This window comes from Burkholderia pulmonis, assembly GCF_984667975.1.
Genome location: NZ_OZ480187.1, coordinates 2,303,201 through 2,325,218, shown reverse-complemented (window position 1 = coordinate 2,325,218; position 22,018 = coordinate 2,303,201). Strand labels below are relative to the sequence as shown.

The window sequence follows — 22,018 nt, the reverse complement described above, 5'->3', positions numbered from 1 at the left end:
GTGGAGCGTCGCCGTAAGTCGTCGAACAACGCGAGCACGGCCTGCCGGATGCGCGCGCCGTCGCAGGCCAGGACGATCGTGTCGGCCTCCAGGTCGACGATGAACCCCGCTTCGCGAAACGCGTCGCGTGCGGAATCGACAGCACGTTCGATCTCGCGGTCGAGTGCCGCCGGTTGCAGATCGAGTCTCAGCGCACCGGGTCGTTCGGCAACCTGAAGATCGTCGACGAGCCGGAATAGCCCGTCGACATGGTGAAGCAGCGCGTCGCGCGACGGCGCATCGGCATCGATGGCGAGCGCCTTGATGGCGTCGAGGCGGGTTTCGAGTTCCGCGAGCGGCGTGCGCATGTCGTGACGGGCGGGGCCGGTGGCGGTCGCGGTCGCACTGGATGAAGCGGGGTGTTTCAGTCGATGAGTCATCGCATTGAAGTGCTCGATGAAGCGCGACATGTCGGCCGGGCAGTCGTCGCGGGAAACTGCGCGTACCGACGGATCGCCAGTGACGATGCGACCGGCGGTTTCCGCAACCGCGTCGAGCGAGCGGAGCGTGCGACGCATCAGTTTGACGAGATCGAACGCAGCCGTCAGCAGGCAGGCGAGCAGCGCCGTCGCGATCACGAGGTAAGTGGACGCGCTGTGGATCATCGCGTCGGCTGTTGCGTCGTGCGGCGGCGCGGCCGGCTCATGCAGCGCGTAGATGAAGAAGGCAACGGTGCAGGCGATCAGCACGACGACGAGCGCGCCCGTGCCGATCGTCTGCCCGATATGCCGGCCGGGTCGTGCCGGCGGCGTCACTGCAAGCCCCGCAGCCGGTAGCCGACGCCGCGCATCACTTCGGGCATGCCCGGTGCACCGGCCTGTTCGAGCTTCTTGCGCAGCCTGCAGATGTGGCTGTCGACCGTGCGTTCCAGCGCACTCACGTCGGCCATGCACGCATCGAGCAGTTCGCCGCGCGTGAACACGCGGCTCGGCGATCGCGCCATGTGCGCGAGCAGCCGGAACTCCGTCAGCGTCAGCGTGATCGGCACCTCGACGGAATCCGTCCGCACGCGGGCAAGATAGCTGTCGGTGTCGATCTCCAGGTCGCCGACGCGCAGCATGCGGGTGGACGGCGGCGCGGCCGACCGGCGCAGGATCGCACGCAGCCGCGCGACGACTTCGGCCGGGTTGAACGGCTTGACGATGTAGTCGTCGGCGCCCGCGTGCAGTGCCTGCAGCCGGTCGAGGTCGCGGTCGAACGCGGTGAGGACGACGACGGGCGTATTGCCACGCTGTCGAAGCCTGGTGAGCACGTCCCAGCCGTTCATCTGCGGCATCTTCACGTCGAGCAGGATCAGGTCGGGCTTCAGGTGCGGTTGCACGTCGAGCACCGCCTGACCGTCGGCGACGCGGTAGGTGCGAAAGCCGTCGTGCTTCAGGTAGGCATCGAGGATGTCCGAAATGTCGGGCTCGTCTTCTGCAATCAGTATCAGGGAATTCGTCATGGAGTTTGCCGTGCGATGTCGAACAATCGGGGCAGCCCGTTGCCGGGCCGGGTTGCACCGTTCCGTCCCGCTGTCGTGCCGGGCGGAACGGTGCCGTTCGTTCAGTCCTGCACCACGCTCTTCGACGCCGCGACGTCCTTGTCCGTCAGGCCGCCGCCGAGTGCCTTGTACAGCGCAACGGCGTTGCCGAGCTCGCTGCGGCGCAGGTCGAGCAGCGCCTGCCGTGCCGAATAGAGCTGCCGCTGCGAATCGAGCAGTTCCAGCCGTCCCTCGACGCCCGCGCGATAGCGCAGGTTCGACAGGTCGGTGCGGCGTTCGGCCGAGCGGACCACGCGCGTCTGCGCTTCGATCTGGCGTCCGAAGGTTTCGCGTCCGGCGAGACCGTCGGCCACTTCGCGGAACGCGGTCTGGATCGAGCGCTCGTATTCGACAACCGCGCTGGATTTGCGCACTTCCGCGAGACGCAGCTCGGAGCGCAGCTGGCCACCCTGGAAGATTGGCACCGTGACCTGCGGCGCGAAGCTCCACACGCGTTGGCCGCCGTCGAACAGGCTGCCCATCGCCGGGCTGAGGAAGCCGATCGACGACGTCAGCGACAGGCGCGGGAAGAACGCGGCGCGCGCGGCGCCGATATCGGCATTCGCGGCGACGAGATTCTGTTCGGCCTGCTGGATATCCGGCCGGCGGAACAGCAGCTCGGACGGCAGGCCGGCAGGCAGTTGCGTCATCACCGGCTGCTGCTGAAGCGGCACGGGATCGGGCAGATCCTTCGGCAGCTCGGTGCCGACCAGCAGGCGCAGGGCGTTGCGTGCCTGCTCGACGGCGCGTGTGCGCGCCTCGAGATCGGCCGTGGCGCTCGCGACCTGGCCTTCGGCCTGCGCGATGTCCACGCCGCTCGCCTGATGTGCTTCCTTCAGACGGCGTGCGAGATCGAGTGATTGTTGCCAGTCGCCGAGCGTGCGCTCGGACAGCTGGCGTTGCTCCTGCGCGAGTCGTTCCGCGAAGTACGCGTCCGCGACGCCGCCGACCAGCGAGATCTGCACCGCGCGGCGGCCGTGATCGGTGGCGAGGTAGCGTGCGAAGGCCGCATCCGACAGCGATTTCACGCGGCCGAACAGGTCGATCTCGAACGCGCTGATGCCGAGGTTCACGCCGTACTGGTTCTGCGTCGTGCCGAACAGCGGCGGATTCGACTGCGTGTCGTCCGCCGTGCGCTGGCGCGTGAGGTTCGCGCCGGCGCCGACCGACGGCAGGCGCGCGGCGCGCTGGATGCCGTACTGCGCTTCGGCGGCCTGGACGTTCAGCGCCGCCAGGCGCAGGTCGCGGTTGTGCTCGAGCGCAAGCTCGATCAGGCGCTGCAGGCGGCGATCGCCGAACATCGTGCGCCAGCCGAGATCGGCGGCGTTGGCCTTGAGGTCGGCGGCAGCGGCGGCCGTGTAGGCCGTCGGCACCGGCGCCTCGGGCTTGACGAGCGTCGGCGCCAGGGAGCAGGCCGACAGGGCGAGGACGAGGGGGAGAATGAGCAATCGCATGGCATCAACCTTCCTGTCCGTGAGTCGGGGCGGCCGGCTGCTTGCGGGAGGCCCGCCATGCGCCGATGCGCTCCTGGATGCTCATCACGAACACAAAGAAAACAGGGACGAAGAAAATGGCCAGTACCGTGGCGGTCACCATGCCGCCGAACACGCCGGTACCGATCGCGTGCTGCGTTTCGGCGCTGGCGCCGGTCGCGATCATCAGCGGCACGACACCGAGACCGAACGCGAGCGAGGTCATCAGGATCGGGCGCAGGCGCAGCTTCGACGCCTGCACGGCCGCTTCGATCAATCCCTTGCCGTCTTCGCGCAGCTGCTTCGCGAACTCGACGATCAGGATCGCGTTCTTCGCGGACAAGCCGATCACGGTGATCATCCCGACCTTGAAGAACACGTCGTTCGGCATCCCGCGCAACATCACCGCACCGATCGCGCCGATCAGGCCGAGCGGCACCACGAGCATCACCGACAGCGGGATCGACCAGCTTTCGTACAGCGCCGCGAGCACCAGGAACACGACGATCATCGACAGCACCATCAGCATCGGTGCCTGCGACGCCGACTGACGTTCCTGCAGCGACTGACCGGTCCACTCGACCGCGAAGCCCGGCGGCAGTTGCGCGGCAAGCCGTTCCATCTCGGCCATCGCCGCGCCGCTCGACTGGCCCGGGGCGGCGGTGCCCGAGATCCGCGCGGACGGGTAACCCTTGAAGCGCACCATCTGCAGCGGGGTTTCGGCCCATACCGGGCGTACCACTTCGGACAGCGGCACCATGCCGCCGGCCGCGTTGCGCACGTACAGCTTCATCACGTTGTCGATCTGCATGCGCGCCGGCGCATCGGCCTGGATGATCACCTGCTGCATGCGGCCCGCGTTCGGGAAGTCGTTCACGTAGGTCGAACCCATTGCGGTCGACAGCGTGTCGCTGAGCGTCGTGAACGACACGCCGAGCGCCTCCGCTTTCGCGCGGTCGATCTCGAGGCGGATGCTCGTGCCGGCAGGCAGGCTGTCCGGATACACGCCGGTCACGACCTTGCTTTGCGCGGCGAGTTCGAGCAGCTTCGCTTCGGCCGCCTTGAGCGCGGCATTCCCCTGGTTGGCGCGGTCTTCCAGGCGCATCGAGAAGCCCGAGCTGTTGCCGAGTTCGTCGATCGCCGGCGGCAGCAGGCTCATCACCGTGCCTTCGGTCACGCCGGCCATCGCCTGCTGCGCGAGCATGCCTTCCTCGATCGTCGACGAGCCGCCGCGGTTCTTCCAGTCCTTCATCACGGACCAGTTGATGGCCGCGTTCGGGCCCTGGCCCGAGAAGCCGTAGCCGATCACGGAAATGCTCGACTGGATCGCCGGACGCGAAGCAAGATGCTTCTCCAGCGTCTTGACCACGTCATGCGTACGCTCGGCGGTAGCGTCTGCGGGCAGCAGAAAGCTGGTGATGAAGTAGCCCTGGTCCTCGTCCGGCAGGAACGACGACGGCAGGCTGCGGAAGCCGAACACCAGCGCGCCCGAAATCGCGACGAACACCAGCATCACGCGGCCCGTGCGGCCGACCAGGCGGCCGACACGCGTCTCGTACCATTTCGTCAGGCGGTCGAAGCGTCGGTTGAACCAGCCGAAGAAGCCGCGCTTCTCGTGGTGGCCCGGTTCGAGCGGCTTGAGCATCGTCGCGCACAGGGCCGGCGTGAGCGTCAGCGCCAGCAGCGCCGAGAACAGGATCGACACGGCCATCGACATCGTGAACTGCTTGTAGATCACGCCGACCGAGCCGCTTGCCATCGCCATCGGCAGGAACACCGCGGTCAGCACCAGCGTGACGCCGATGATCGCGCCGGTGATTTCCTTCATCGCCTTCGACGTCGCATCCTTCGGCGACAGTCCTTCCTCGGCCATCAGGCGTTCGACGTTCTCGACGACGACGATCGCATCGTCGACGATGATGCCGATCGCGAGCACCATGCCGAACATCGTCAGCACGTTGATCGAGAAACCGGTCAGCAGCATCACCGTGAACGTGCCGAGCATCGCGACCGGCGCAACGATGGCCGGGATCAGCGTATAGCGCACGTTCTGCAGGAACAGGTACATCACGAGGAACACGAGCACCATCGCTTCGAGCAGCGTGTGCAGCACTTTCTCGATCGAGATCTTCACGAACGGCGACGTGTCGAGCGGAATCGAGTAGGTCATGCCCGACGGCATCGACTTGCTCAGTTCGGCCATGCGCGCACGGATCGCCTCCGCGGTCTTCACCGCGTTGGCGCCCGGTGCGAGCTGCACGCCGGCGAGGGTGGCCGGCTTGTTGTTCTCGCGGCTCACGAACGTGTAGTTCTGCGAGCCGAGTTCGACGCGCGCGACGTCGCCGAGCACGACCTTCGAGCCGTCCGCGTTCGCGCGCAGCACGACCTTCGCGAACTCTTCAGGCGTCGTGAGCTGGCCCTGCGCGGTGAGCGGCACGGTCACGCGCTGGCCCGCCAGCGCGGGCAGCGCACCGAGGCTGCCCGGCGCGATCTGCACGTTCTGCTGGCCGATCGCGGTCGTCAGGTCGCTCATCGACAGGCCGAAATTGATCAGCTTCTGCGGATCGACCCAGATACGCATCGCGCGTTCGGAGCCGAACTGCAGCACACGCCCGACGCCGTCGACTCGCCGCAACTCCTCGGACACGCTGCGCGCCATGTAGTCGGCGAGGGCGCCTTCGTCGAAGCGGCCGTTGTCGGAGCGCAGGCCGACGATCATCAGAAAGCCGGACGACGCGGACTGGACGATCAGCCCGTTCTGGCGCACGGCCGCGGGCAGGCGCGGCTCGACCGACTTGATCTTGTTCTGCACGTCGACCTGCGCCATCTCCGGATTGGTGCCCGGCTTGAACGTCACGGTGATTTCCGCGGAGCCGGACGTATCGGCCGACGATTCGAAGTACAGCAGGTTCTTGACGCCGGACAGTTCGCGCTCGATGAGGCTCAGCACGCCGTCGTTCATCGTCTGCGGCGTGGCGCCCGGGTAGCTCGCGGTGATCGTGACGGACGGCGGCGCGACCGACGGGTAGCGCGCGACCGGCAGTTGCGGGATCGCGATCAGCCCCGCGAGGATGATGAAGAGCGCGATCACCCATGCAAACACCGGGCGTCGGATAAAGAATTCAGCCATGACTGGAGGCTCCTCGTGACTCAGTGCGCGGACGGGGTGGTGGCCGCGTCAGGCGACTTCCAGTCGGTCGCGGCAGCCGGCGCGCCGTCGATCAGGCGTTCCATGCCTTCGACGACGACCTTCTGGCCGGCCTGCAGGCCCGACTTGATGCGATAGCTGCGGTTCGTCAGTTCGCCGACTTCGACGGCCTTCAGGTGCGCGGTGCCCTTCGCGTCGAGTACCCACACCTGCGGCTTGCCGCCGGCGCGTACGACCGCCTGTTGCGGCACCATCACCGCGTTCGCGTAGTGCGCGCGCGGAATGCGGGCGCGCACGTACATGCCCGGAAGCAACTGGCGCTTCGGGTTGTCGACCAGCACGCGCAGCAGCACATCGCCGGTGCCCGGATCGACGTTGACGCCCGAGAACAACATGCGGCCCTTCACGTCGTAGTGCGTGTCGTCGTCGCGCAGCACGTCGATCGGCAGGCCGTTGCTGTTGGACGCCGGTGTCTGCGCCGCGAGGGCGCCGCGCAGCGACTCGAGCGATGCGGCCGGCTGGCGCACATCGACGTAGACCTGGTCGATCTGCTGGATGCGCGCCATCGGCTGGCTGTCGCTGCTCGACACCAGCGCGCCTTCGGTCACGAGCGCCTGGTCGATGCGGCCGGCGATCGGCGCTTCCACGGTCGCGAACTTCAGGTCGAGCTGGCGGCGCGCGAGCGTCGCGCGGGCCTGTGCGACGTCGGCCGCGGCCTGGTCGCGTTGCGATACGGCGTCGTCGTACACCTGGCGGCTGATCGCGTCGGCTTCGACGAGCGGCTTGAAGCGCGCCGTCTGCACCTTCGCGCGTTCGAGCGCGGCCTGCGCACGCTGCAGCGATGCCGCAGCCGTGTCCATTTCGGCCTTGAACGGCGCCGGATTGATCTGGAACAGCGGCTGGCCAAGGCGCACTTCGGTGCCTTGTTCGAACAGCCGGCGTTGCACGATGCCGCTCACCTGCGGCCGGATCTCGGCCACCCGCACGGCCGCGACGCGGCCCGGCAGGTCTTCGGTCACGTCGAGGCGCGTGGCTGCGACGATCATCGCGGCAACCGGCGTGGCCGGTGCGGCGGCCTGCTGTTCGGAGGGCCCGCAACCCGCCAGCATTGCCGCGACCAGCGCGCAGACCGCGCCGTAGCAGCATCGTTTCTGATTCTTCATAGCGACTCCAGGAAACGCAGGCAGCCCACTGCCTGCTTTGACGGGGCGGAGTTTGCTTGGATTAGTTGGTGTCTTTTATGCGGAAAGATGGAGATTCGATGGAGCCGGCGAAAGGAGCCGAAAAGAGGGGGCTGGCGGCCGCGAGCAGGGTCAGACAAATATGTGCGGCGCTGTATCATGCGTGCGGTGTTGCCGGGATTCCGCCGGCAGCCCGGTCAACGAGGAGCACGCCCGACATGATCGACAACGACCCGCTCGGCAACGACGTGCCCGCGGCGTGGAAGGCCACGCTGGCCGGCTGCCGATGGACGCGACAGACGGACGGTCAGTCGGACGCCGCCGTGTTCCGGCTCGATGCGCGCGACGGTTCGCGCCGGTTCGTGAAGACCGCGCCCGCGGGGCCCCTGGGCGAACTGCACGACGAGGCGGCGCGGCTGCGCTGGCTGGCGACGACCGGCCTGCCGGGCGCGCAGGTGCTGGAGGTGGCGTCGACGGCGGGGCGCGAGTGGATGCTGCTGAGCGCGGTGCGCGGCGACAACCTCGAAATGACGCAACTCGCGCCGGCGGAGAAAGTAACGATCCTCGCCGATGCGCTGCGTGCGCTGCATCGGCTCGATCCGGCCACGTGCCCGTTCGATCACGGCGCCGCGCTGCGGATCGCGCGCGCCCGTGCGCGGATCGACGCGGGGCTCGTCGACGAGGACAACCTCGACGATGCGAATACGGGTGTCCCGCTCGACGCGATGTATGCGAGGCTGGTGGTGCAACAGCCGGCGATCGAGGACCGGGTCGTCACGCACGGCGATGCGTGCCTGCCCAACATCATGGTCGATGAAGGCATCTTTTCCGGCTTCATCGATTGCGGGCGCCTCGGTGTCGCCGATCGTCACCAGGATCTGGCGCTGGCGGCTCGCGATATCGAAGCGGACCTGGGCAGCGAGTGGGTCGCGCCTTTCTTCGCACGCTACGGGATCGGGCATCCCGATCCGGAGCGGATCGCATTCTATCGGCTGCTCGACGAATTTTTCTGAATCCGGACGGAATCGCGGACAGTGCACGAGACGATTTTCCCGTTTCATGCACTGTCTGAATTTCGTAGTACTCCTGCTGTTTTGGTGCGGATTTCAGTGTTCGCTACGCATTCCCTGCGTCAGTCGCGATTTCTCCATGCGTCACTGAAACGGAGGCCGTCGCCGAGCGTGCACTGGAACACCATGGCGGGCGCGACGGGCTGGTAGGTGACGGGTGAAAGCGAGCGCACCGTTACCGTCGCGCTTTCATCCTGCATCACGCGGTACTGGATCAGCTCGAGCACCGTCGCACCGCTCGGCTGGACGGTGAGGTGCTGGTTGGCGAACGCGAGCGTATTGCCGCCGACTTCCATGAAGTCGCGTATCGCGAAGCCGCCCGACACGGTGGGCACCGGTGCCTTGGCGGCTGCCGGCTGGGCGTTCTGGCACTGGTTCGGCGAAAAGATCGCGGTGACGGCTACGCCCGCAAAGAGCCGCGTGCGCAACTGGCGATACGAATTGGCGCTGTCCGGTTGGGAGCTCGCGGCGGTGGCCGCGAGACTGGTTGCCGCGCCGGCGGCAACAAGAACAATGGCGAAGCGATTCAGCATTTTCCTGTCTCCGTGCGATGAAACCAACGGCACGATAGCACGGGGCATTCGCATTGTTCAGACGGTTGACGCGTAGTCGCGTTACGGTTTTGCTCCGGCGCGTCGCAGGGCGTCTACGGCATCCGTATTGTCGTGTGTGAGCGCGATCTGCAGCAACGACTGGCCGCGCCGGTCGACATGGTTCGGGTTCGCGCCGTGCGCGACGAGCAGCGGAATCAGCTCGAAACGATTGAACAGCGTCGCGAAACCCAGCGCGGTTTCGCCGGCGCCATTGGTCTGGTCGATCGGGCAGCGCGTAGCGATCAGCCGCCGCGCGATGCCGGGGTCGTTCCGGAAGAGGGCGCCCATTAGCGCCGTGTTGCCGTGGCGGTCGCCGGCGCACGCATCGGCGCCGGCCGACAGCAGGTAGTCGAGCGCGGCAGGCTGGCCGTCGTAGGACGCGAGTATCACGGCCGTGTAGCCGTGGCTGTCGGTCGCGTCGACGGGATAGCCGGCGTCGTGCAGCGCGCGCAGGATGTCGACGCGGCCGACGCGCGCGGCGTCGAACCAGTCGCCGTCGTAGCGGCGCAGCGCGGCGGGATCGGCCTTGGCGTAGGCCGGCTGGTCGGGCAGGTGCGCGCAGCCGGCGATCGCGGCCAGCGCCAGCGCCGTGGCGCCCGCGCGGATCGCACGTGTGAAGCGTTCTGATCGCATGGGAATGTCCTGATGAAGAAGTCGGGCCGACGTGCGCGGCATCACCGCGCACGTCGGCCGTGACCGGAGTCACGGGATCAGTTGTCGCTCAGCTTCGCTGCAAGCGATTGCACTTGCTGAACGTCGGCGTGAACGGCCTGCGCGAGACGCGTGCCGTAGTCGGCGTCGGCCTTGTAGAAGTACGACAGCATCGCGTACTGGTTGTGCGCGTTCTTCACCTGGCCGAGATCGCCGGACAGTGCAGTGACGAGATCGTCCTTGTCCTGCTGCGACAGGCTGCGGTAGTACTCGCCCGCCTGACGGAACGGCAGCTTCTTGCGGATCGCTTCCTGCTGGGTCGTCCCGCTGAGCGTCATGCGCACGGACTTGTACTGCGGGTCCGGCGCGTGTTCGTTCAGCGTCGACGGTTCGTAGTTCACTTCGCCCTTGCGGTCGCCCGCATTCATCCTGCCGTCCTGGTTGTTGTTGACCACCGGTACGACAGGGCGGTTGATCGGCAGGTCCATGAAGTTCGCGCCGAGCCGGTACATCTGCGTGTCCGCGTACGCGAACAGGCGATCCTGCAGCATCCGGTCTTCGGACGGCTCGATGCCCGGCACGAGCCGCGACGGCGCGAACGCCGATTCCTCGGTCGACTGGAAGTAGTTGTCGGGCACGCGATCGAGCGTCATGGTGCCGATCTTGCGTTCAGGTACGCCGGCCCAGATCTTCGTGTCGTCCAGTGCATCGAAGTCGAAGCGGTTCAGGTCCTTCGGCGCGAGCACCTGCACGTACAGATCCCATTTCGGGAAATCGCCTTGTTTCAGCGTGCCGTACAGGTCGTTCGTCATCATGTTCCAGTCGCGCCCGATCGACGCGGCGATGTCCTGCGGGCGCAGGCCTTGCACGCCTTGCCGGCTCTTCCAGTGGAACTTCACGTAGTGCACGTCGCCTTGCGCATTGACGAACTTGAACGCATGCACCGCGAAGCCGTCCATGTGCCGATACGAATCGGGCATGCCCGCGGTCGTGTACAGCATCGTCAGCATGTGGGTCGCTTCGGGCGTGTGCGCGAAGAAGTCGAACGCGAGGTTCGGATCCTGCACGCCAGTCACGGCGCTCGGCTTGTTCGCGTGAACGAAGTCGGGGAACTTGATGCCGTCTCGAATGAAGAACACGGGCAGGTTGATGCCGACCATGTCCCAGTTGCCCTGCTGCGTATAGAACTTCACCGCGAAGCCGCGCGGATCGCGTGCCTGTTCGGGCGAACCGCGATAGCCCATCACGGTGGAGAAGCGCACGAACACCGGCGTGCGGGTGCCCGGCGTGAAGACCTTCGCTTTCGTCAGGTCGGAGATGTCGGCGCTCGGTACGAACTCGCCGAATGCGCCGGTGCCGCGTGCATGCACGACGCGCTCCGGAATGCGCTCGCGATCGAAGCGCTGCAGTTTCTCGATGAGCGCGGAGTCCTGCAGGAGCACGGGGCCCGCAGGGCCGGCCGTCTGTGAATTCTGGTTGTCGCCGATGGGTGCGCCGGTGTCGCGCGTGAGTTCGGCGGCGTACGGAGAAGCGGAGAGCGCTACGCAGATCGCGGCGACTGCGTGCCGCAGCACGCGATGGGAGGATGGGGACATGACGATGGAACTCCTTGAATCCGATCGGTGGTGGGGAAGCCGACTGAATTAGAAGAGATCGTCAGATGATTGGCTAATTGATATTCGATATGTGTTCGATAGCTGCGAAATCGACGCGGCGCAAACCCGTTCGTTGCGGACGAAACGAACCGGTATTGTTGCGTGCGCAATGAGTGGTTGCAGCGCGCATGATGCATCGGTCGTGCATGAATTGCGGCAACATCGTCAACCGGCGTTCGTCTGCCAACCGAGGCCGAGACTTTTCTGCAGCGACACGTAGTCCTTGATCAGCTCGGCTTGCCCGGCAATCACGTTCTGTTGCGCGGACAGCGCCTCGCGTTGCGTATCGAGCAGGTCGATCATCGACGCGACACCCGCACGATAGCGCTCGTCCATCAGCGAGCGGGAATGCACGGCCGACGTCTGCACCTTCGTCAAGGCGACGACGTGTTCGCGCTGGTGCCCATAGCGCTGCAATGCGGTGTTGGCATCCTGCAATGCGCCGAGCACGGCCTTCTGATAGTTCGCTTCCGCTTCGTCGCGCGACGCTTCGGCCGCACGTACCGCACCGCGCGTGCGTCCGAAGTCGAGAATGTTCCATTGCAGGTACGGCGCACCGACCCATGTGAAATTCTGCTTGCGGAACAGGTGGCCGGGGTCCGTCGCACTGAAGCCGAGATCGCCGAGCAGCGTCACCTTCGGGAAATAGTCGGCGATGTGCTCGCCGATCTGCGCATTGCTCGACGCGAGCCGGCGTTCGGCCGCGCGAATGTCGGGACGCTGCTTCAGCAGCGTGGCCGGATCGCCGATCGCGACGGTGCCGGGCAGCGTCGGCAGCGGGGCATCCGGGGTCGACAGCGCGGCGTCGAGCGCACCCGGCGCGCGGCCCGTCAGGATCGCGAGCCGGTCGAGCGATTCCGTCACCTGCGCATCGAGCGGGATCAGCGATGCACGCGTGTTCTCGACCTGCGTCGTCAGGCGTTCGATGTCCGCATCGGCTGCGACACCGCGCGCGCGGCGCTGCTGCGTGAGTTCGAGCATCTTCTGCTGCAATTCGGCCGTGCGCCGCGACAACGCAAGTCGTTGCTGCTGATCACGCAGGTCGACATACGCATTCGCGACTTCGGCTGCGATCGACACTTGCGTATCGGAGAGATCGGCATCGACCGCTTCGGCTTGCGCGGACGCCGCTTCGACCGCGCGCCGCGTACCGCCGAACAGGTCGATCTCCCAGGTTGCATCGAAGCCCGCCGAATAGAGTTGCAGCGGTCCCGCGCCACCGAGCGACGGCGATGTGCCACCCGACTGGTTCGCACCGTTCGACGGCAGCAGCGAGCCGAGCGCGCTGACGTCCGGTTCGCGCATGCGGATGGCCGCGACGGTGGCCGACGATTTCGGCAACTGCGCGGCGCGCTGTTGCGAGAGTTGCGCGCGTGCTGCGCGCAGGCGGGCCTGCGCTGCGTGCAGATCGGGGTTGTACACGAGCGCGGCGGTGATCAGGTCGTCGAGCTGGCGATCGTTCAGCGCGTGCCACCACGCGCTCGGCGCGGGCGCGGCGGTGTCGACGCCGGAGGCCGGTGCGCGCACGAAGGTCGGCGCATCCGGTGCGGCGGGCGCGCCGTGATAGTCGGGGCCGACCGTGCAGCCGGCAAGCAGGCACGCGGCCGCGCACAGCGTGAGCGCAGGGCGGCGGGGCAGGGAGAAGGGTTTCATCGCGTAAGACGGTTCAATGGCCGGACGACGCCGGTTGCGGCCCGCGCGGCGTTCTCAGCAGCAGCGCGAGCGGCACGCAGGCGAGCAGCGCGAGGCCCAGCAGGTAGAAGGTTTCGGAGTAGGTCATCACGACGGCCTGGATCTGGATCTGCTGCGCCAGTTGTCCGAGCGCGCGCATGTTCGAATACGCGAGATCGCCGGTGTGCGCGAACCAGTTGGCCGCGTAGGCCGACAATCGATCCTGGCCGATCAGCGAGTTCGCGGTCACCGATTCGCGGATCGCGGCCGCGTGGAAGGTCGTGCGCCGGTCGATCACGGTGCCGATGATCGCGAGCCCGACCGAGCCGCCGAGATTGCGCGCCATGTTGTAGAGCCCGGCCGCGTCGCCGGAGTCTTCGCGCGCGACGGCTGCCATCGATGCCTGGTTGAGCGGCATCATCGCGAGCATCTGCGCGACGCCGCGAATCAGTTGCGACCACACGAAATCGTGACCGACGCTCTGCGCGGTCAGGCTGATGTCGAGCATGCAGCTCAGGCAGAACAGCAGCAGCCCCGAGATCACGAGGATGCGGAAATCGACCTTGCCGAGCAGGCGGGGCAGGATCGGCATCACGAGGAAGGCCGGCAGCCCCGACAGCAGCATGATCGCGCCGGCCTGTTCCGCGTTGTAGCCGGCGACGATCGCGAGGAACTGCGGCAGCAGGTACGACACGCCGTACAGCCCGGCGCCGACCGCGGACACGATCACGATCACGCTCGCATAGCGCGGGTTGCGCATCAGCGACAGCCGCATGATGGGCCGTTTCGCGAAGCGTTGCGACAGCGCGATCAGGATCATTCCGGCAAGCGACACGATGCTCAGCGTGACGATCATCTGCGATTCGAACCAGCGTTCGCGCTGGCCTTCCTCAAGCACGACGGTCAGCGAGCTCAGGCCGATCGTGAGGCCGAAGATGCCGAGCCAGTCCGCGTTGAGAAACGAGTGCCATTGCGGGCGGTCCGACGGCAGCCCGAACACCAGCAGCGCCATCAGCAGCAGGCACACGGGCAGGTTCAGGAAGAAGCACCAGCTCCAGTTCACGTTTTCCGCGAGCCAGCCGCCGAGCACGGGGCCGAACAGCGGCCCGAGCAGCACGATCAGGCCGAACAGCGTCATCCCGACCGGCAGCTGCGACAGCGGCAGCCGCGTGCGGATGATCGTTTGCGCGGTCGGGATCAGTGCACCGCCCGTGAAGCCCTGGCCGATCCGGCCGGCGATCATCATCGGCAGGGAATGCGACCAGCCGCACATCATCGAGAACGCGATGAACAGCGCCGAGTTCGTCAGCAGGAAATTGCGCAGCCCGAACACGCGCGTGAGCCACGCGGCGAGCGGGATCATCACGATCTCCGACATCAGGTAGCCGGTCGAGATCCACGTGCCCTCGGTGCCCGTCGCGCCGATTTCGCCCTGGATCTGCGGCAGCGCGGAGTTCGTGATCGAGATGTCGAGTGTCGCCATCAGCGCGCCGAGCGCGCCGGCCGCGACCGCGATCCAGTCGGTCACGCTCGCGCGGCCCTCGTGCGGCGGCGCGGGCATCGTGGCGGGCGTATCAGCCATGATGCGTCTCGTCGCGAGCCGAGCGCGTATCGACGTCGACCGTCACCGACAGCCCCGGCAACAGCATGCGCTGTGCGCGGGCGTTCGCGTCGAGGCGGATGCGCACGGGCACGCGCTGGACGATCTTCGTGAAGTTGCCGGTCGCGTTCTCCGGCGGCAGCAGCGCGAACTGGGCGCCGGTGCCGGGCGCGAAACTGTCGACGACGCCGGACAGCGCGCCGTCCGGCAGCGCGTCGACATGCAGTTCGACCGGCTGGCCGATGCGCATGTTGCCGATCTGCGTTTCCTTGAAGTTCGCGACGATATAGATCGAGTCGACCGGCACGACGGTCAGCAGGCGCGTGCCGGGCTGCACGTACTGGCCGACGCGCACCGTGCGATCGCCGACGCGGCCGGCGAGCGTGCTGCGCACGATCGTGTTGTCGAGGTCGAGCTGCGCCTGCGCGGCGCTGGCCTGCGCGGCTTCGAGCTGCGCGCGCGCCTGCTGGCGCTGCGCGGTGAACGACGCGATCTGCGTGCGGGCGGCGGCAATCGACGCGTTGTTCGCGGCGAGCGTCGCGGCGGCCTGGTCGCGCGTGCTCTTCAGGTCGGCCACGCGTTCGTGCGTTTCGGCGCCGGTCGCGGCGAGCGGCGCGTAGCGCGTGTATTCGTCGCTCGCGTGCTGCGCGTTGATCCGCGACACCTTCGCCTGCGCGTCGGCCTGTTCGAGATTCGCCTGCTGCTGGCTGATGTCGGCTTCGGCGCGCGCGATGTCCGCGCGGCGGGCGTCGACAGTCGCGAGCGATTGCGCGAGCGCGACCTGGTACTGGCGCACGTCGAGCCGCACGAGCGGATCGCCGGCCTTCACGGCCTGGTTGTCGCGCACGTAGACATCGGTCACGTAGCCGGCGACTTTCGGCGCGGCGGTCATGCTGTCCGCCTGCAGGTATGCATCGTTGGTGCTTTCGATGAAGCGGCCGACCGTCCACCAGCGGCCGAGCCAGACGGCGCCGCCGATGGCCGCGAGCACGACGGCGACGAGCAGGATGCGTCGCTTCGATCCGCCGTTTCCGTTGCGCGGCGTTGCTCCGTTTTCCTGACGATCTGCTTTCTGTGGCGAGTCTTGCGGCGTCGACATGCTGGATCCAATTTATTCCAATTGGAAGAATTATTCCAGTTGATAAAATTGTGTCAAGTAGAATGTCGATCGATCGAATGACGAGGAAGGCATGAACGAAGCGAAGAAGCTGCGCCGCACGTCGGCGGGCGGCTACGCGCGCGGCGACGAAACGCGCCAGCGGATCATCGAGGCGGCAATCGAACTGTTCGGCGAACGCGGGTTCGCAGGCGCGTCGACGCGCGAGATCGCCGCGATGGCGGGGGTGAACGCGCCGGCGCTCCAGTACTACTTCGAGAACAAGGAAGGCGTGTACCGCGCGTGCGTCGAGACGATCGCCGAGCACGGCTGGGAGGTGTTCGCGCCGGCGGTCGGCCATGCGTGGGCGATGCTCGATGCGGACGCGGACGTCGACGTGCTGATCGACGCGTTCATCGGCCTGCTGCGCGCGCTGTCGGACCGGATGTTCACTGCGCCGAAGACGATGAACCAGCGAATGTTCTTCGCGCGCGAGCAGGGCGGGCAGGAACCGGCCAGCGCGAGCGAAATCCTGATGACGCGCATGCGCAAGCCGCTGAACGACGTGAGCGCCGAACTGATCGGCCGCATCTCGGGGCGGCCGGCCGGCGATCCCGTCACGCGGTTGCGCGCGCTGAGCCTGTTCGGGCAGCTCACGGTGTTCCACATCGCGCAGCGTTCGGCGCTGCAGTTGCTCGAATGGGAGGCCTTCGAGGGCGAGCGCTCGGCGTTGCTGATCGAGACGATTGCCGACCAGACGCGCGTGCTGCTGGAACAATGGCACGCGCAGCGCGATGCGCTGGCCGCCGGTCCGGACACCACGGCGAAGCGCGGGCAGGGCGCCGCGGTGAAACGCACGACGAAGCCGGGGGCAACGCCCGTGGCGAATGGCGCGGGGCGCGCGAAGAAGCCCGCCGCGCGCTGAGCGTGGCGCACCTCCCGCCCCGGACGGTCAGCCCGGCTTGCGCTCGGCTGTGCCGGGCGACGGCGGCGGGGGCGCCGTTTCGGCGGCATTCCGGGTGTCGGGGCTGGCGTCCGCGTCACCGTTGACGACAGGCCGCGGTCCGTCCGCATAGGCGACGAGGCTGCGCTGCGGATTGGCGATCCGGATCCCGCGTTCGCGGAACGTCTCCGCGATCCGCCGGTTGAACTCGCGCTGCACGCCCCAGCGCGTCGAGTCCGTGCACTGCATCTGTCCCGACAGCGCGAGCGCCGCGCCGTCGACCTGGTCGATGCCCCAGTAGCTGAAGTCCGACAGGATCCCGTCGTGGTACTTCGGATCCTCGCGCAACGCGGCGCCGATTTCCTTCAAAGTCGCAATCGCGCGATCGATGTCCTCGCCGTATGCGATGCTGACCTTGACGGCCGCGTTGCCGAGCCCGCGATTCGTGTTGTTGACGGTCGTCACCGAGCTGAACGGGATCGTGTACAGCGATCCGTCGCCCGCGCGCAGCCGCACGGTCCGGATCGACAGGTATTCGACCGTGCCCGACACGCCGGCGAGCGTGACCCAGTCGCCGACCTGCATCGCGTTTTCCATCAGCAGGAAGATCCCGGTGATGAAATCCTGCACGAGTTTTTGCGAGCCGAAACCGAGGGCGACGCCGAAGATGCTGGCGCCGGCCAGCAGCGGGCCGACGTTCACGCCGAGTTCGCTGAGGCCTGTCAGCACGACGACGAGCGCGATCATCACGAACAGCAGCGAGCGCAGCATCGGCAGCAGCGTGCGCAGCCGCGCCGCGCGGACCAGGTTGCCTTCGCGCGTCCAGCCCTGCAGGCGGCGCTCGATCGCGATGTTGGCCGATTCCCACACGACGAGCGCGACGATCGCCGCGATCGCGATGGTCACCAGCGCGGACGCGAGCCGGTGGCCGATCGTGCCCGTCTCGAACGCGTGGAAGATCGGTACGCCCCAGATCTGCAACAGCAGCACGACGGTCACGATGCCGATCGCTCCCGACAGGATCTGGCGCAGCAGCGGGTAATAGCGGTACGCGTGCAGATGGACGAGCGTGCGGTCTTCGTCGCGGCCCTGGAACAGCCGCGCGAGCGCGCCGAACACGACGATCGACACCATCCGCATCGCGATCATCACGGCAATCGAGCGGCCGCCGAGGGTGATCAGCACGCGGTAGCCGTTGTGAACGTCGAGCGCCCACACGAACCACAGCGCCATCACGATGAAGACCGTGACGGGCGCCCACGCGTCCGCGAGCGCGTTGCCGACGACCGTGAAGGTCGGGCGATCCGCGCCGGCGGCCCGGATCCGGGCGGCGACCGGCCGCCGGCACTGGAGGATCAGCACCGAGATCATCACGTGGCCGATCAGCGCGACGGCCTTCAGCAGCGCGACGTGGCCGGCGTCGCTGAGGCCGAAGTTCGCGGCGATCTCGACGGCGGCCGTGCACGCGCCGACCACGATCACGATCCGCGCGATCGAGCGCTGCGCGAAATCGGCCCAGGCGTCGCTGATGTGCAGCAGCCGCAACTGCCGCGCATCGGGCTGAAAGAACAGCCGGCTGACGATCGTGACGAGCCGGCAGATCACGTAGATGTCGATCAATGCTTCGAGCGCGGATTCGATCGGCGTGCCTGCGTTGTCGATCAGCGACATCGTCAGGCTCGCGACGCCGACGAACACCAGCAGCGGCACCGCACGCAGCGCGAGGCTGACGAGTGCGCGCGGCATCCGGTGCAGCAGTGTGGTGTGTCGCCGCGCATGGCCTCGGCCCTGCGATGACGAGGGGGCGGCATCCGACGTGCCGGCGTCGGCTGGGGCGGGCGGGTCTGCCGGCGCCGCTTCGTCCTCGCCGGATGCGTCAGAATCGGGCTCCGCGCGTCGCGACGACGTATCGGCGCGACGCGCGGCCACCGCAGCCAGCGCGCGTCGCAGCAGCCGCTTCGCGAGCCATTCGACGAAGAGCGCGGGCACGAGCACGGCGAGCATGATCCAGATCGCGTGCGTGAGATCCGCACGTTCGTCGGCACGGACGAGCCTGTCATGCCACCAGCTTCCCACCGAACCGATATCGAGCAGCGAGCGCAGCGATTCCTTCAGCGCGCCGCCGATTTCGGTGGTCCAGCGCGACCCTTGGCGGACGAGCAGCGATGCGAGCCCGTTCGACGTGAGCGCGGTCGGGGCGGCGGCGGCCGATGCACCACTGGCCGCCGCCGCTTCGCTTGCCGCGACCGCGGGCGCGCTCAACGCGCCGACGGCCGCGATCGCGCGCAGCGTCGTTTCGACCTGTGCGCGATCGCGCGGATTTTCGAGCACATTGAGCGCCTGCTGGGCCTGTTGCGGCGTCAGCGCGGGCGCGGTGCCGGAGGCGGCCGACGCGGCGGCCGGTGCGGGAGCGGCCGCGTGGGCGGCCGAGATGACGGCGGCAAGCAGCCAGCCGAGAAGGAAAGGGCGCATGGAGTGGGCATGCGGGCGCGCATCGTCACGCGACCCGCCAGGCTGAACGATGGACGGAAGTTAACATGATCGCGATCGGGACCGAATAGTTCCGTCGACAACTATTCGAATCGGGCATGCACGAGGCGGCGCGAGCGTTTGCGGTGCCTATGCACAGGCAGGTGCCGGATGTAGACGAGGCACGGTCCTGCGTGGAGAGCATTCCGCGTGCCTGCTCGCAAGGCGCCTGTCACGCGTGCTTGCCGGCGCCGGTGGGCGATGCGTTGCACCATGAGCGCGCGTCTGGTCACGGTCGGCATGCGCATCGCATCAAATGGATTTGGATTCCTTATGAATTACGCCTGATCGTCGTGAAAAACCGGCAGCACGTGTTCGGCGATTTCCTCGATGACTTCGCGCACGGGCCGGTCCGATCCCGGGTTCAGCGTGACGTGATGTGTCCCGGCCGCGCGCATGTCCTGCAGGACGTCGACCAATGCGCGGCGACCGGTGGCATAACCGAGCGGCAGCGCGGTGGCCGGCGCATCGGGATCGGCGGCGAGGTCGAGCCGCATCGATACGCCGAATGCACGAAAGGCCGGCGCTGCAAGCCGGTCGACTGCTGCGCGCCACATCGAATAGCGTGCGCGCTGTGTATCCGGATCGCGGTGATACGTCATCCAGCCGATCGAATGCCGTGCGATCCAGTCGACGCTTTGTCCGCCCGAGCCGACCGCAAGCATCGGCACCGCGTCTTCGCCGCGCGGCAGCAGCGTGAATTCGGGCGCATCGGGCGGCGCTTCGTCGGGCAGCACGCGCGACGGCACGCCGAGCGCGGCCGCGACGACGTCCCAGTGTGCGCGATAGCGGTCGCGCCGCGTTTCCGCGTCGACGCCGAAGGCCGCGTATTCGGGCGGCCGGTCGCCGGAGCCGAGCCCGAGGATGAAGCGTCCGTCCGACAGCGTCGCGACCGACAGCGCGCCTTTCGCGATATGCAGCGGATGACGCAGCGGCAGCACGATCGCGCCGCTCGCGAGCGCAATCCGGCGTGTGCGCGACGCCAGTGCGCCGAGCAGCACCCACGGGTCGAGGTGGCCGACCGGGTCGGGATAGTCGGCGCTGTTCAGCGGCACATCGCGAATCCACAGCGCGCGAAAGCCGAGCGTATCGGCCAGCGCGGCGAGTTCGATCTGTTCGTTGAAGTCGGCGACGATGTGGCCGCTGCGCAGCAGCGGAAGCGTGAGGCCGATCGACAGCCGCCCGGCCGAAAAGACGCGGTGTGCGACGTCGGGGCGGGCGGGAGCGGGTGTGGTCATGTCGGATCCTTGGGGGGCGAGGCTGGGCGAACGCACGATGTTCCGTGTCGGAATGCTAGCGTGTTTGCGCCGTGCGCGAGCGGGGCGGCCCGTGCCGCCCGCGAGGCTACGTGACCCGCAGCGTCGTCCCGCGCAACACGAGCCCAAGGCGTGACGCCACGCGTTGCGATGCGCGGTTGTCGCGATCGGTGCTGTAGAACAGCGTGCGCGTGCGAAGCGACGGCAATCGCGACCATGCGGCGGTGACGGCGGCCGCGAGGCCGCGCCCGCGGAATGCCGGGGCCGTCGCGACACCGAGTTCGGCGCCGGCGTCGGACAGGCGCGCGGCAAACGCGATCGACACGACTTCGCCGTCGACGGCGGCCGCACGCCACGGCGCCCACAGATCGGCGACGCTGCGAAAGCCCATCGAGAGCAGGCCGTCCGGCATCCCGTGCACGGACAGCGATTGCAGCAATTGCCGGCCCGTGTCGCTGTCGCTGTCGACCAGCGTGACGCGCGCGTCGGTGTCGGATTCAAGCGCGTTCGGCAGCGCGTACACGAGGCCGATATTCCAGTGCGAAACGGGCGCGAGCAGCGCGAGATAGCGTTCGAGATGCGCGGGCTGCATCCCGTCCGCCGGTGGCGGCTCGCTGTCGGCCGTTCGCGCCAGTTCGCCCGCAAGCTCGGCAGATACGTCGGCGCGCACGCCCGACAGGGTGCCGTTTGCGCATCGGCCCAGCCAGAAGCGCGGCCCCGGCGAGCAGTCGGGATCGTTCTCGCGTTCGATACGGCGATCCGGGTGCAGCCGGAACAGTGTCCGGAAGTCGATATCCAGCCAGTCTTTTGCGTCGGTCATGCGTCTCCGGCCAGGCGGCGGGGTGCCGCGCGAAGCATGCGAAGTCGGGCGTGCCCGTCCGTTCACGTGCGTGCGGCCACAGTGGGGCGATTGTAAGCCGATCGACGATGGCGCGCGGATGCAACGCCGCGGTACACGCCCGGGTCGTACGCGAGCGCCGCGCCGGCAGGCACGGCCGGCCGTTTCCCGCCGGGCGCCTGCCGCGCGCGTTTCAGTTTCGAAACGTTCGCGCTTTCTGCTGGTGCGCGATTCGCGCCGCCGGCCCGATATCCCCTCGCGCGGCCTTGCTGCACGAAGCATGGTGCGCTCCTTGCATAGCTGTATGGGCCGTGAGCGCGATCGCGGGCGCAGTCGGCCCGGCAATCGCTTCAGTGGGTCGGACGTATCGAAGACGGGGACAAGAGAATGAAAAAAGACCGAAACGCAACGTGTCGTGTTGCAAACATGAATCGCCGACCTGCCAGGGTATTCGCTTCGCCGTTGATTGCGGCGACGTGAGCGGGCGGCTTTCCGTTCCATCCGAGCAATCGGGTTCGTTCTGAACGACGACGTGCACGCGTGACGCACGAGGCCGACCGGTGCCGGTCGGCCGTCGGGGACGAGCCGCGAACGCAGGCGGATGGCCCCGGCCTGGATCCCGGATCGTCATGTCATGACGCCACGCAAGTCGTCGCGCGGCGGATGCGTTTGTGCGTCGTGCATCGCATCGGCATGACGGGCCCGAAGCACCGGGCCGGACCGGCAAGCCGGTGAGGCAACGACGCGCACGGCA

General features: G+C 67.6%; 15 protein-coding genes. 2 read left to right on the top strand and 13 right to left on the bottom strand.

Going from position 1 to position 22,018, the window contains the following annotated elements:
• Positions 1 to 790: 790 nt before the first annotated feature.
• From AC5LXK_RS27075 to AC5LXK_RS27060, 4 genes are all read right to left on the bottom strand, one after another.
• Positions 791 to 1,483: a response regulator gene (locus AC5LXK_RS27075; protein ID WP_493391731.1), complete on the bottom strand. Its 693-nt coding sequence runs from the start codon at positions 1,481 to 1,483 to the stop codon at positions 791 to 793.
• 101 nt (positions 1,484 to 1,584) lie between these two features.
• Positions 1,585 to 3,015, bottom strand: a complete 1,431-nt coding sequence (locus AC5LXK_RS27070) for an efflux transporter outer membrane subunit (RefSeq protein ID WP_493391730.1) — start codon at positions 3,013 to 3,015, stop codon at positions 1,585 to 1,587.
• A gap of 4 nt (positions 3,016 to 3,019) precedes the next feature.
• Positions 3,020 to 6,163 (bottom strand): multidrug efflux RND transporter permease subunit, encoded by a 3,144-nt coding sequence (locus tag AC5LXK_RS27065; protein ID WP_493391729.1) that lies wholly within the window; start codon positions 6,161 to 6,163, stop codon positions 3,020 to 3,022.
• A gap of 20 nt (positions 6,164 to 6,183) precedes the next feature.
• The gene (locus AC5LXK_RS27060) at positions 6,184 to 7,344 is read right to left on the bottom strand and encodes an efflux RND transporter periplasmic adaptor subunit (RefSeq protein WP_493391728.1); all 1,161 of its coding nucleotides are present in this window, start codon (positions 7,342 to 7,344) and stop codon (positions 6,184 to 6,186) included.
• 236 nt (positions 7,345 to 7,580) lie between these two features.
• On the opposite strand from AC5LXK_RS27060, the gene AC5LXK_RS27055 reads away from it, so the two are divergent.
• Positions 7,581 to 8,375, top strand: a complete 795-nt coding sequence (locus AC5LXK_RS27055; RefSeq protein ID WP_493394067.1) for an APH(3')-II family aminoglycoside O-phosphotransferase — start codon at positions 7,581 to 7,583, stop codon at positions 8,373 to 8,375.
• A gap of 119 nt (positions 8,376 to 8,494) precedes the next feature.
• Here the strand turns inward: AC5LXK_RS27055 and AC5LXK_RS27050 are convergent, their stop codons facing one another.
• The 6 genes from AC5LXK_RS27050 to AC5LXK_RS27025 all read right to left on the bottom strand — a co-directional run bounded on the left by AC5LXK_RS27050 (position 8,495) and on the right by AC5LXK_RS27025 (position 15,701).
• The gene (locus AC5LXK_RS27050; RefSeq protein WP_493391727.1) at positions 8,495 to 8,965 is read right to left on the bottom strand and encodes a VirK family protein; all 471 of its coding nucleotides are present in this window, start codon (positions 8,963 to 8,965) and stop codon (positions 8,495 to 8,497) included.
• 81 nt (positions 8,966 to 9,046) lie between these two features.
• Positions 9,047 to 9,658: an ankyrin repeat domain-containing protein gene (locus AC5LXK_RS27045; RefSeq protein WP_493391726.1), complete on the bottom strand. Its 612-nt coding sequence runs from the start codon at positions 9,656 to 9,658 to the stop codon at positions 9,047 to 9,049.
• Between the two features lie 77 nt (positions 9,659 to 9,735).
• Positions 9,736 to 11,271, bottom strand: coding sequence for a catalase (locus AC5LXK_RS27040; RefSeq protein WP_493391725.1), 1,536 nt, complete (start codon positions 11,269 to 11,271; stop codon positions 9,736 to 9,738).
• Between the two features lie 225 nt (positions 11,272 to 11,496).
• Positions 11,497 to 12,984: an efflux transporter outer membrane subunit gene (locus AC5LXK_RS27035; RefSeq protein ID WP_493391724.1), complete on the bottom strand. Its 1,488-nt coding sequence runs from the start codon at positions 12,982 to 12,984 to the stop codon at positions 11,497 to 11,499.
• Positions 12,985 to 12,997: 13 nt separating this feature from the next.
• The gene (locus AC5LXK_RS27030) at positions 12,998 to 14,584 is read right to left on the bottom strand and encodes an MDR family MFS transporter (RefSeq protein WP_493391723.1); all 1,587 of its coding nucleotides are present in this window, start codon (positions 14,582 to 14,584) and stop codon (positions 12,998 to 13,000) included.
• The gene (locus AC5LXK_RS27025) at positions 14,577 to 15,701 is read right to left on the bottom strand and encodes an HlyD family secretion protein (RefSeq protein ID WP_493391722.1); all 1,125 of its coding nucleotides are present in this window, start codon (positions 15,699 to 15,701) and stop codon (positions 14,577 to 14,579) included. Before AC5LXK_RS27025 ends, AC5LXK_RS27030 begins: the two co-directional genes overlap by 8 nt.
• A gap of 91 nt (positions 15,702 to 15,792) precedes the next feature.
• Between AC5LXK_RS27025 and AC5LXK_RS27020 the strand changes: the two genes are divergently transcribed.
• The gene (locus tag AC5LXK_RS27020; protein WP_493391721.1) at positions 15,793 to 16,623 is read left to right on the top strand and encodes a CerR family C-terminal domain-containing protein; all 831 of its coding nucleotides are present in this window, start codon (positions 15,793 to 15,795) and stop codon (positions 16,621 to 16,623) included.
• Positions 16,624 to 16,650: 27 nt separating this feature from the next.
• Here the strand turns inward: AC5LXK_RS27020 and AC5LXK_RS27015 are convergent, their stop codons facing one another.
• The 3 genes from AC5LXK_RS27015 to AC5LXK_RS27005 all read right to left on the bottom strand — a co-directional run bounded on the left by AC5LXK_RS27015 (position 16,651) and on the right by AC5LXK_RS27005 (position 21,246).
• Positions 16,651 to 19,113, bottom strand: a complete 2,463-nt coding sequence (locus AC5LXK_RS27015) for a mechanosensitive ion channel family protein (protein WP_493391720.1) — start codon at positions 19,111 to 19,113, stop codon at positions 16,651 to 16,653.
• Between the two features lie 335 nt (positions 19,114 to 19,448).
• Positions 19,449 to 20,408, bottom strand: coding sequence for an LLM class oxidoreductase (locus AC5LXK_RS27010; protein ID WP_493391719.1), 960 nt, complete (start codon positions 20,406 to 20,408; stop codon positions 19,449 to 19,451).
• 106 nt (positions 20,409 to 20,514) lie between these two features.
• The gene (locus tag AC5LXK_RS27005; protein ID WP_493391718.1) at positions 20,515 to 21,246 is read right to left on the bottom strand and encodes a GNAT family N-acetyltransferase; all 732 of its coding nucleotides are present in this window, start codon (positions 21,244 to 21,246) and stop codon (positions 20,515 to 20,517) included.
• Positions 21,247 to 22,018 lie beyond the last annotated feature (772 nt).

Coding starts and splice junctions, on each gene's coding strand:
- AC5LXK_RS27015 (WP_493391720.1), bottom strand. CDS start 19,113: ATGCGCCCTTTCCTTCTCGGCTGGCTGCTTGCCGCCGTCATCTCGGCC.
- AC5LXK_RS27020 (WP_493391721.1), top strand. CDS start 15,793: ATGAACGAAGCGAAGAAGCTGCGCCGCACGTCGGCGGGCGGCTACGCG.
- AC5LXK_RS27005 (WP_493391718.1), bottom strand. CDS start 21,246: ATGACCGACGCAAAAGACTGGCTGGATATCGACTTCCGGACACTGTTC.
- AC5LXK_RS27025 (WP_493391722.1), bottom strand. CDS start 15,701: ATGTCGACGCCGCAAGACTCGCCACAGAAAGCAGATCGTCAGGAAAAC.
- AC5LXK_RS27075 (WP_493391731.1), bottom strand. CDS start 1,483: ATGACGAATTCCCTGATACTGATTGCAGAAGACGAGCCCGACATTTCG.
- AC5LXK_RS27035 (WP_493391724.1), bottom strand. CDS start 12,984: ATGAAACCCTTCTCCCTGCCCCGCCGCCCTGCGCTCACGCTGTGCGCG.
- AC5LXK_RS27045 (WP_493391726.1), bottom strand. CDS start 9,658: ATGCGATCAGAACGCTTCACACGTGCGATCCGCGCGGGCGCCACGGCG.
- AC5LXK_RS27030 (WP_493391723.1), bottom strand. CDS start 14,584: ATGGCTGATACGCCCGCCACGATGCCCGCGCCGCCGCACGAGGGCCGC.
- AC5LXK_RS27040 (WP_493391725.1), bottom strand. CDS start 11,271: ATGTCCCCATCCTCCCATCGCGTGCTGCGGCACGCAGTCGCCGCGATC.
- AC5LXK_RS27010 (WP_493391719.1), bottom strand. CDS start 20,408: ATGACCACACCCGCTCCCGCCCGCCCCGACGTCGCACACCGCGTCTTT.
- AC5LXK_RS27050 (WP_493391727.1), bottom strand. CDS start 8,965: ATGCTGAATCGCTTCGCCATTGTTCTTGTTGCCGCCGGCGCGGCAACC.
- AC5LXK_RS27060 (WP_493391728.1), bottom strand. CDS start 7,344: ATGAAGAATCAGAAACGATGCTGCTACGGCGCGGTCTGCGCGCTGGTC.
- AC5LXK_RS27070 (WP_493391730.1), bottom strand. CDS start 3,015: ATGCGATTGCTCATTCTCCCCCTCGTCCTCGCCCTGTCGGCCTGCTCC.
- AC5LXK_RS27065 (WP_493391729.1), bottom strand. CDS start 6,163: ATGGCTGAATTCTTTATCCGACGCCCGGTGTTTGCATGGGTGATCGCG.
- AC5LXK_RS27055 (WP_493394067.1), top strand. CDS start 7,581: ATGATCGACAACGACCCGCTCGGCAACGACGTGCCCGCGGCGTGGAAG.